The following is a 10,496-nucleotide window of genomic DNA, read 5'->3' as shown; positions in this document are numbered from 1 at the left end:
GTCGAATGACGGGCCGCTTCGACATTTAGCGCAGCGGGATCCGGCCCGGCGTCAGCGGCGGGCCGCCGGACCGACGCCCAGCAGCAGCTCCACGGTCAGCAGCAGCACGGCCAGCAGCAGCAGCCAGCGCCCCAGGGGGACGGGTTGTTCCCCGCCCGCACGCAAGCGCGCCGCATCCAGCAGCTCGACACCCTTCGGCAGCTCGGCGGGATCGAGCTGCGGCGGCGGGCGGCTCTCGTCGGGGTGGGCGTTGACGGCCAGGAGCCGCCGTCGGCCGTCGACGGTCAGGCTCCAGACGCCCAGCCGGTCGAGGGTGACGGGTCGCTCGGTGGAGCGCTCCCGGCCCGCGGGGTCGCTCAGCCGGGCCGCGGCGGGGAGCTCGATGGTCTCGCCGCCGTAATACGCAGGGTCGACCACTTGCCCGGCGGCCAGCCGTAGCGTCTGCAACAGCAGCGGCGGCCAGGCCTCACCGACGGGCAGGGCGCCGTCGGCGGCGCGGAAGGGCAGGGCCCAGAGGACGATCGAACCGGCCCCCCGCTCCAGACGCGCCAGGGCCGGGGTGTCGTTGGCGTAGCTGAGCAGGACCTCCCAGTCCGAGCCCAAACGCAGGGCGGGGGCGCGCTCGGCGGGGGGCTGGTCGGTGAACAGCTCCAGGGCCGAGCGCAGCGGCGCGCTGAGGGCGTTGTCGGCGGGGGGCGCCAGCCGCAGCCCGGCGGCGGCGGACTGGGGCGGACCGAGCTCGGCGTCCAGCCCTCCGGGCGGCTCCAGCCCGGCCGTGGGCGGGACGAAGAGCAGCAGACCCAGACCGCCTTCGACGGCCGGACCCACTGCGCTCCAGCGGGCGGCGAAACCGTCGTCGAGCACTGCGCAGGCCGCGTCGGCGCCGTCGAGCCGCCCGACGACCTCGACCAGCCCCGGGGCGGCCTCGAGGGCCAGGCGGACGAGGGGTGGCTCGTCGAACAGCACCGTCCGGGGCGGCCGGGCGATCTCGAGGACCAGGCGGCGGACGTCGTCGGGGGCGAAGGCGTCGTCCTCGACGGCGCGCAGGGTGTAGACCCGCGGTCCCGGAGCCTCGGGCACCACCTTGAAGCTCGCCGATCCGGCCGCCGCACGGCGGTCCAGCAGGGCGCCGTCGCCGTAGAGGGCGTACTCGCGCCGTGGACCGGCGAGCTCGGCGGCCAGCTCCAGCTCGACGCCGACCAGGGGCAGGGGGTTGCGCGGCGTCAGCTCCTCGACGGCGCCGGTATTCTCCCCGCCGCCGACGGCATAGACCTCCAGCTTCGCCCCCTCGGGCAGGCCGGGAAAATCCAGCGCCTCCAGCCCCTGCATATCGGAGAGCAGCACGAGGGCCGCCGGGGTCTCGGCGCCCGACAAACGCGCGACAGCGAAATCCAGGGCGCTCCGGGCGTCGCCCCGGGCCACGCCCACCCCGAGCTCCTCCAGGGCCGCCAGGGCCGCCGTCGGCGGTTGATGGTCGCTCAGCAGGCGCGGCCCCTCGCCGAAGACGACCAGGTCGACCCGGCTGTCGGCGGGCAGGTTGCGTAGGTAGAGGGCGGCGGCGCTGCGGGCCTCGTCGAAGCGCGTGGACCCGTCGACGGCGGCGCTCATCGAGAGAGACTCGTCGAGGAGCACAACGACACGGCGGGGCGCCGCGAGCCCGGCGGCGTCCTCGACGATCAGCGGACCGGCGGCGGCGAGGATCACCGCCGCCAGGGCCAGGATCCGCAGTACGGTGAGCAGGATCTCGCGCAGGCGCAGCCTGGAGGATTCCGCGGCGGCGGCCCGGCGGATCAGCTTGAGGCTGGGGAAGGGTTTGCGCCGCCGGCGGCGCCGCTTCCACCAGTAGACCAACAACGGGGTCAGCGCGGCGGGCAGGGCCCACAACAGCCAGGGCTGGCTGAGAACGATCATCGGGTCGGCCGTCCGGTGGCGTTGCGCAGCCTGTCCCGCCGGGCGAGAAAGCGGCGCAGGGGGGCGATGAAGTCGCCGGCGGTGCTCAAGCGCAGGTAGTCAGCGCCGGCGGCGCGCAGCCGGGCCGCCAGGCGACCGTCGTGCTCGGCGAAGCGCTCCCGGTAGGCCCGGCCCAGCGCCTCGGCGTCGACGGGCAGCTCGGCGTCCTCCTCCAGCCCGCGCAACAGCAAGGGACCGCTGAAGTCCGGGGCGATCTCGTCGGGATCCAGCACGCGCAGGGCGATCAGCTCGTGGCGCCGGGCGGCCAGGGCCGCCAGCGAAGCGCCCGGATCGTCATCCTCGCCCCAGAGATCGGAGATGATGACGAACAGCCCCCGGCGACCCGCCCTGCCGGCCAGCTCGCGCACCAGAGCTTCGTAGTCCGTGCCGCCGCCGGGGTCGAGGGTCGTCAACACGTTGAGCACCTTGCCCAACTGCAGGGGGCCTCGGCGCGGCGGCAGGTAAGCGCTCAGCCCCGCCGAAAAGACCGCCAGCCCCAGGTTGTCGCCCTGACGCACCGTCAGGTAAGCCAAAGCCGCCGCCAGGGTGCGGGCGTACTCCAACTTGTCGACGCCCGTCCCCTCGCCGCGGTAGCCCATCGAGGCCGAGACATCGAGGACCAGCCACAGGCGCAGGTCCGACTCCTCCTCGTAGGTCTTGACGTACAAGCGGTCCGTCTTGGCCCAGGTCCGCCAGTCCACCAGCCGCGGCTCGTCGCCGGGCCGGTAGGGGCGGTGCTCGACGAACTCCTGGGCCACCCCGGCCAGGGGGGAGCGGTGCAGCCCCGCCACCAGGCCCTCGACGACCAGCCGGGCCCGCAGGCGCAAATCCCCCACGGCGGCGGCCAGGCGGGGGTCCAGGGCGGGGTTGTCGTTACGGGCCATCGGGGCTCCGGGACGGCGGACCCGTCCAGTTTAGCATACCCCCGCCCCGACCGACGAACGGCGCCGCCGCAGAGATAAATATTCGCCCCGCTGGTTGAAGACCAACCGCCCTTCCTGATACAATATATCAGTAGAGTTGGCCACTTGGCGTCTCCCTCAGCACCGGCTGCCGGGCCGGGCGGACCGTGGCAACCCCCCCCCGCCCGACCGCCGACGCTCCAGCGCCGGAACCGGCACGGTTTTTGCGGAGGCGCGGCGGCGCCGCCGCACCAACGGGCGCCGAGATGCAAAAACCGTGCCGGTTCCGGCGTGCTCAGCAACCGCGCCGGGTTGGGAAACCGGGAGCGTTGACAACGGTCCGCCCGGCGGGGCGCGGAAGTGGGGAAGATGACCGGGGATCGGCACAATCGCGGCGCCTACTACACCCCGCCGGAGTTGGCCCGCCCGTTGACGGCGGCGACCCTAGAGGGGCTGTGTGCAGCGGACGGCGGCCCGCCCCGGGTGCTGGATCCGGCCTGCGGGGCGGGTGACTTTCTGGCGGCGGCGGGACACGATTTGATCGAGCGTTGGGGCGAGGGAACGCGGCGGGAGCTGCCGCGTCTGCTCCAGGGGATGGAGCTGGAGGAGGAAGCGGCCGGAGCGGCGCGGCGGCGCCTGGGCGAACTCAGCGGTACGTCCCTCGAGGCCTGGAGGAAGAGTATCGTCGTCGGCGACGCCCTGCTGGGCGAAGTGCGGCTTAGTCGACACGGCCCCGACGCCTGGGACGCCGTGCTGACCAACCCACCGTTTCTCAACGCTATCGAGCGCCGCAGCCGACCCGCTCCCGAACGCAAACGCCGGCTCAAGGAGCGCTTTACCTGCGCCGTCGGCCCCGTCGACGCCGGGGTGCTGTTCGCCGAGCTGGCTCTGGAGCTGGTCCGTGACGGCGGCCGCGTGGGGCTGGTGCTGCCCAACAAGTACCTGGCCGCAGGCTACGCCGCCCGCTGGCGGGAGTGGGCGCTGGAGCGGTCCGAGCTGCGCCTCCTCGCCGACTACAGCGCCGGAGGCCACTTCAGCGGCGCCGCCGTCTACCCCGTCGGCGTCGTGTTGGTCAAGACCCCACCCCGCCCCGGCTACACCGTCAGTGTTCAGCGCCGCGACGGCCGGCTCGGCGAGGCTCCGGCGCCGACCGGTCTGCCCGGCTGGGGGCCCCTGCTGGCCGCGGACCCCGCCGCCGCGATGGCCGAGCTGGAACGGACCCCGCGCCTGGACGAATTCTACGACGTGCGGGCCGCAGCCACCGTCGCCGAGGCCTACGAGCTGCGGCGCTCCCTGATCGACGGCGCCGTGCCGGGCGAGGCCTTCCCCTTCGTCACCTCGGGGGCCCTCGAGCGCGGCCGCCATCGCTTCGGCGAGATCGTCCAGCGCTACCTGGGCCGGGATTATCACGAGCCCCGCCTGCCCGTCGCGGCCCCCGAACTGTCGTCGGCGCGGCGAGAACTCTACGGCGCGCGCAAGGTCCTCGTCGCCGGGATGACGGCGGGCGCCGGCGGCCTGCGCGCCGTATTAGACCCCGGCGGTCTGGCCGCCGCGGTCAGCGTGACAACGATCCGTCCCCGGACGGACCGCGAGCCGCCGCTGAGCCTCGGGGAACTGACTCGCTGGCTCAACGGTCCCGTCGCCGCCCGGCTCTACCGGGCCCTCTGGGAACCCCTGGCCCTGGCCGGCGGCTACCTGCGCGTCGGCCCGCCCCAGCTGCGCGCCCTGCCCCTGCCGTGAACGCCGACGACTGAGCGGGTTTTGACCAGCGGAAGCAAAAAAGCGGCGGACGGGTGGTCGCAGCCGACCCCGTCCACCGACAAACGTGCTACAATCAACCTGGAACAGCTTCCAGCCACCTCGGGAGGAGTAGACAGATGCCGGAAATCCCCAATATCGGCGACGAGATCCGCAAGGGCATCGAGGAGGGCGCCAAGGCCCAGCGTGAGGCCAAAACGGGTTTCGGCGGCTTTTTCAGCTCCAAGGACGGCAAGATCAACATCAACATCGACTTCGGCAAGATGGTCCTGGGTTTCGTCAGCCTGGGCCTGGCCGTCGCCGCCTTCATGATCTACCTGATACCCTACGTCCTGGTGCTGAGCATTCCCCTGGCCCTGGCCGCCCTGATCTGCGGCCTGGTGCCCGTTTTGAGCTTCGGTTCGCGCAACTGGTTCCGGGGTTTCGTTCCCGGGCTGATCGGCGCGGCCGTCTCCGGAGCCATCCTATGGTTCAACATCTACTACCTGATCACCCCGCGGGTCGGCAGTTTCCTCGGTGGTTTCTGGTTCTAGCTCGATGACCACTCTGCGCGCCGACAGCGCCGCGGAGCTGCGGACCAAGCGTCGGGTGACCTGGATCGGCGCCCTGGTCAACCTGCTGCTGGCCGGTCTCAAGCTGGCGGCGGGTCTGCTGGGCGGCGCCCTGACCCTGGTCTCCGACGGGGTCCACTCCCTCTCCGACGTGGTCTCCGACGCCGTCGTCCTGCTGGGGGTGCGTTTCGCCGCCCGTCCGGCCGACGACGAGCATCCCTGGGGCCATGGGCGGATCGAGACACTGACCGCCTTCGTCCTGGGACTGATCCTCATCGGCGCCGCCGTCGCCCTGGGCTGGAGCGGTCTGCGGGGTATCCGGCATCCCGAGGCCGTCGACCCCTCGTGGTGGGCCGCCGGCGCGGCCCTCTTCTCCCTGGCGGCCAAGGAGGCCCTGTTCCGCTGGACCCGCGCCGTCGGCCGTCGGACCAACTCCCGGGCCCTGATCGCCAACGCCTGGCACCATCGCTCCGACGCCCTCTCCAGCCTGGTGGCCCTGGCCGCCGTCGGCGGCGCCATCCTGCTGCCCGAGTGGGACTTCCTCGATCCGTTGGGCTCCCTGCTGGTGGCGCTGATGATCCTCGTCGTCGGGATGCGGATCCTGCTGGACGCCGCCCGTGAGCTGATCGACACCGGGGTCGAGGAGGAGCTGCGGCGCAAGCTCGGCGGGATCGTCGCCGGAGTGGCCGGAGTGGAGCGCGTCGTGAGCCTCGAGGCCCGCCGGATGGGACCCAGCCTGGCAGTCGAGTTGACCGTGGCCGTCGATCCGGAGATGGATGTTTTCCAGGCCCACCGGATCACCGAATTCATCGACGCCCAACTGCGGCGCAAGCTGCAGCGGGTCGGCAAGCTGATGATCCACGTCGAGCCCTGCCGGGAGCCGCAGCGTCTCGACGCCGCCGCCAACACCCGGCTGCGTCGGGCGATCACCGCGGCAGGTCGGGCCGTCGACGGCGTCCGCGAGCTGCGCGATCTGCGCCTGCATCGCCGGGCCACCGGGGTGGCCGTCGATCTGAGCGTCGAACTCGACGCCGGGCTGCCCCTGGAGCGGGCCCACCACATCGCCGCGGAGGTTCAGCTCCGCCTGGCGGAGATCGAGGGCGTCGGCCGGGTGATGGTCGGCTTCGAGCCCCACCGCGAGCCGGGCGACGGCGCGCGAGCCGACGGTTGAATCCACCCGCTGCGGCGGAACGCGGGGCGGAATGCACCAGGCGACGCCCGACGAAATGCATGAAGGATGCGCAGCCAAACCCCGTTCCTACAGCAAGATAGGCCTTGTATCCTGTCTGCGCCGATGCTATATTATACTCGTAGCGAAGCTACCGTCGGTAGCGGCGGCCGAATAGGACCGGATACGGCCGAATAACGCTGCGGTAGGCTACCAACGGCGGCTCCGGCGCAGTGGTCCAGCGTTCCTCAGCCGGCGCCACGACACCGCGACGGCGAACGAGCACTGCCGACCGTCGACATGCGGCGCGAGGGGATTCAGGCCCCCCGCCACAGCTACTCGGACGAACCTCAAAACTGAATTGGTGGTTTATGGCCGAGACCTACATCTACGTCAACGGGGAGCAGATCGGCCCCCTGCCCGTCGAGGAGATCAAGAGCTGGGTCGAGGACGGCCGGATGGGTCCCGACGATCAGGTCTGGATCCAGGCCCGCAACGAGTGGGTCATGGCCCGCAACGTCGCCCAGTTCAAGCGCATCTTCGCCGAGCGGGGGATCGACACCTCCGAGGAACAGGCCGCGCCCAAGGGCCTGATGCTCTCCATCGCCGGAGACCAGTATGGGCCCTACCCGGCGACGCAGATCATCACCTTCATCAACGAGGGCCGGCTGAACCGTCAGGATTTCGTCTGGATCGAACGCCACCAGAAATGGTTCGAGCTGGAGAAGATCGTCCAGTTCCGCCAGGCCTTCGAGAAAGCCGAACAGGCCGGTACCGTCGGGGGTGGCGCCGCCGAGGTCGACGAGACCGCCGAGGAGCAAACCCCGGCGCAGACCGTCGCTGAGGACACCGCGCCCGAAACGGCGCCGATGGCGGAAACCTCCGAAGCGACGGAATCGACAGCGGCGCCGGAAACGACGGAAACAGCGGAATCCGAGCCCGCCGCCGCCGGCGAACCTGGCGCCGAGACCGACGAGGAGGGCGTCGGCCCCGTCCTCGACAGCGACTGGTCCTCCTTCGGCGAGGATACGGACGAACGCCCCGTGGTCACCGACGCCGACATCGTCCGCCGGGCCTTCAGCGATCGTCCCGCCGAGGGCGGCGCTCTGGGCACCATCGGGGACTTCGTCTCCGGCACCGAGAAGGGAACCGAGCCCCCCGTCCGCGAAGAGACCTACGTCGATCCCAGCGAGCTGCCGCTGATGAAGGCCAACGCCGCCAAGCGCCTCGGCGGCCTGGTCTGGGACTTCGTCATCTGTTTCCTGTTCATCGCCGTGCTGGGGATCATCTTCTACCTGCTCGATTCCGTCTTCAAGGACGTGCTGTTCTTCAAGGTCTTCAACCCCAACGACACCATGGGGATCCTGGAGGGGGCCGGTTTCCTCTCCAACCTCTCCCGGACTTTCATCTTCATCTCCATCGGCGTGATCTTCCTCTACCTGTTGCTGCGCGACGTGCTGTTCGGCAAGCGCTCCCTGGGCAAGCGCCTGGCCGGGCTGCGGGTCGTCGACCGCGTCTCCAAGCAACCCGGCTCCGGCGGCAAACTGATCCTGCGCAACCTGACCGTGGCCACCGTCGCCCCGCTGCTCATCGAGATCCTGCTGGTGCTGGCCGACTCCAAGGGCCTGCGCATCGGCGACCGTTTGGCCCAGACCCAGGTCGTCGACACGACCTACTAGCTTGTCGGCCGATCCAGGATGTAAAAAAACAGGCGGGGGTTTCCCCCGCCTGTCGGCCAATCTTCATCCAGTCGTTTTTCGGGTGGTTGTTGCAACGGCGCGGTTCGGAGGCGGCCGCTCCGGATCGGCTTCTTCCGGGAAGCGCTTCACGAACTCGCCGCCGTGACCCCGGCAGCGACAGCGGAGCCGACACGGTTCCATTGTACGGTTCCATTGTAAGGCGTCTTCAACAAGGCTTCGCTAAGCAACCGTGCCGGCCCCGCTACCGCGGGGACTCCGGTCGCTGCGCCGCTGGAGGGCTTCCGAGCTCCGGACGACGGGACCGAGCCATGACCAACCCAGAACCAGCGCTGTCCGAAGGCCGGGGGGGTTTACGCCTCGCGGCGCTGTCGGCCGCTCTGATCGTCCTCGTCGTCTACGCGCTGACGGCGGCGCCGGGGACGGTGCTGCTGGAATCCAACGCCGAGCTGGCCGTCGCCGCCCGCCACCTGGGCTGTGCCCACTCCCCGGGCTACCCGCTGCATTCACTGACGGGCCGGCTGGCCTGCGCCCTGGGGGCCGGCGACGCCGTCTTCGCCGTCAACCTGCTCAGCGCTTTCTTCGGCGCGCTGACCGTCTTCTTTCTCGTGCTGGTCCTGGGGGAGCTGGGGGTCGAGACGATCCTCGCCGCCGGCGGGGGGCTGCTGTTCGGCCTGTCGGCGACCCACTGGACTCAGGCAGGTCAGACCGAGGTCTACACCCTGCATCTGGCGCTGACCGCGGCGGCGCTGCTGTTCGCCCTGCGCCTGCGCAACGGCGCCGGCGGGGAGCGGCCCGACGGCCGGACCGCCGTCACCCTGGGGCTGATCGTCGGACTGTTGCTGACCAGTCACAACGCCGCCCCGACCTACCTGCCGGCTCTCGCGCTCATCGCTTTCCCGGGGCTCAAGGGCTTGAGAGCGGGCGGTTGGGGCCTGGTCGTCGCCGCCGTCCTGCTCGGCTGGTCGAGCTACCTCTACCTGCCCCTGCGGGCGGCGACGGGACCGCCGGTCAACTGGGCCGGCGCCGACCACCTCGCGGGCTTCTGGCGCGGCTTGACCCAGAGCGCCTACGCCTCACGGGGGCTGGCGCGCGAGGGCGCCGTTCTGGCCGGTCAGTTGGGCTGGATCGGCGAAAGCTGGTGGCGGGACCTGGCCCCGGGGCTGTTGCTCCCGGGGCTGGCGGGTCTGGCCGTGTTGCGCAAGCGGCGCGGCGTGCCGGTGGCCCTGCTGCTGTTGATGGTCCTGCCCGCCCTCGGTCTGTTGCTGACCCACAACCAGCCCGCGACCGAGCTGCGCGGCTCCGACGAGACCTTCCTGATCACCGGCGCCCTGACGGCGGTGCTTGGACTGGCGTTGGGCTTGGACTGGTTGCGCAAGCGCAGCGGTTCGGCGGCGGGACGCTGGGCGGCGAGGCTGCTGCTGGCGGCGGCCGTCGTCGGCACGGCTTTCTCCTCGGCGCCGCGGGCGGTGCTCAACGAGAACGAGCTCAGCGAGGCCGCCGGAGCCGACCTGCTGGCCAACGCCCCCCACGACGCCTTGCTGGCCGTCGCCGTCCTGCCCTCGGACGGGCTGTACTTCGACGTCCTGGTCAAGCGCCGGGTGCGCGACCGGCGTCCCGATATCGCGGCGAGCTCGGTCCATCTGATAACCGCGCCCTGGTACCAACGCGAACTGTACGACCGTAGCGGGCTGCGCCTGCCGCCGCCCCAATGGCAGGCCGGGCTGCATCAGGCCGTCGCCGCGCGGTTGCCGCCCTACCAGGCCCAGGCCGTCGTCGCCCGGGAGCTGCTGTCGGCCGCGGCCGAGGGCAACGACCGTCCCCTGGCCCTGGCCGTCGGCGGGCGCTACTGGGAGGATTACCTGACCGCCGACGGCAGCCGCGGGGGTTTCCAGCCCTACGGCCTGCTCGAGCTGCGCCCCGCCCCGGGCGAGCGGCCACCGTCGGATCACGCCCGCCTGCCGGCCCTCTGGCGCTACCCCGGTCCCGAGCCATTGCCCGAGCCATTGCCCGAGCCATTGCCCGAGCCATTGCCCGAGCCATTGCCCGAGCCATTGACAAAATATGAGCGGGCCCTGGCCGACTTCTACACCCGGCGACGACGCCTCAACGCCCTGGCCGGACCTTGACGCTGGACGCACGTTCTGCTACACTGCCTCCGCTCAAACCCTTTCGTCACCCTGGAGGTTCGATCCCTTGGTTACCGCTCTGATCGTAGTCCACGTCCTGCTGTGCGTCGGCCTGTGCATCACCGTGCTGCTCCAGGCCGGCAAGGGCGGCGGTCTTTCCGGCGCCTTCGGCGGCGCCGGGGCCCAGACCGTCCTCGGCAAGCGCGGCGCGGCCAGCTTCCTGGCCAAGCTGACCCGCTGGATGGCCATCGGCTTCATGCTGCTGAGCCTGGGGCTGGCCTTCATCTACTCCTCGGCATCGCCGGCCGCTCAAGTCACCGACGCCGAGACGACCGAAGAGG

At 71.2% G+C, this 10,496-nt stretch carries 8 protein-coding genes; 6 read left to right on the top strand and 2 right to left on the bottom strand.

What is annotated here, in order from left to right; all coding sequences use genetic code 11:
* Positions 1-51 precede the first annotated feature (51 nt).
* Complete coding sequence (locus GF399_06065) at positions 52-1,911, bottom strand: VWA domain-containing protein (protein MBD3399881.1); 1,860 nt, start codon at positions 1,909-1,911, stop codon at positions 52-54.
* The gene (locus GF399_06060) at positions 1,908-2,834 is read right to left on the bottom strand and encodes a DUF58 domain-containing protein (GenBank protein MBD3399880.1); all 927 of its coding nucleotides are present in this window, start codon (positions 2,832-2,834) and stop codon (positions 1,908-1,910) included. Before GF399_06060 ends, GF399_06065 begins: the two co-directional genes overlap by 4 nt.
* A 387-nt stretch (positions 2,835-3,221) precedes the next feature.
* Between GF399_06060 and GF399_06055 the strand changes: the two genes are divergently transcribed.
* The 6 genes from GF399_06055 to secG form a co-directional block, all read left to right on the top strand.
* Positions 3,222-4,592, top strand: a complete 1,371-nt coding sequence (locus tag GF399_06055) for an N-6 DNA methylase (GenBank protein ID MBD3399879.1) — start codon at positions 3,222-3,224, stop codon at positions 4,590-4,592.
* A 137-nt stretch (positions 4,593-4,729) separates the two neighbouring features.
* Positions 4,730-5,143, top strand: coding sequence for a hypothetical protein (locus GF399_06050; protein ID MBD3399878.1), 414 nt, complete (start codon positions 4,730-4,732; stop codon positions 5,141-5,143).
* Between the two features lie 4 nt (positions 5,144-5,147).
* Positions 5,148-6,332 (top strand): cation diffusion facilitator family transporter, encoded by a 1,185-nt coding sequence (locus tag GF399_06045; GenBank protein MBD3399877.1) that lies wholly within the window; start codon positions 5,148-5,150, stop codon positions 6,330-6,332.
* Positions 6,333-6,700: 368 nt separating this feature from the next.
* Positions 6,701-8,008, top strand: coding sequence for a DUF4339 domain-containing protein (locus GF399_06040; protein MBD3399876.1), 1,308 nt, complete (start codon positions 6,701-6,703; stop codon positions 8,006-8,008).
* 329 nt (positions 8,009-8,337) lie between these two features.
* Complete coding sequence (locus tag GF399_06035) at positions 8,338-10,155, top strand: DUF2723 domain-containing protein (GenBank protein MBD3399875.1); 1,818 nt, start codon at positions 8,338-8,340, stop codon at positions 10,153-10,155.
* The coding region (gene secG / locus GF399_06030; GenBank protein MBD3399874.1) for a preprotein translocase subunit SecG at positions 10,091-10,496 on the top strand (406 nt) is incomplete at its 3' end. The genes GF399_06035 and secG, both read left to right, overlap by 65 nt.

It is taken from the genome of Candidatus Coatesbacteria bacterium (genome assembly GCA_014728225.1).
GTDB lineage: Bacteria > RBG-13-66-14 > RBG-13-66-14 > RBG-13-66-14 > RBG-13-66-14 > WJLX01.
This window is presented reverse-complemented; position numbering and strand designations above follow the sequence as displayed.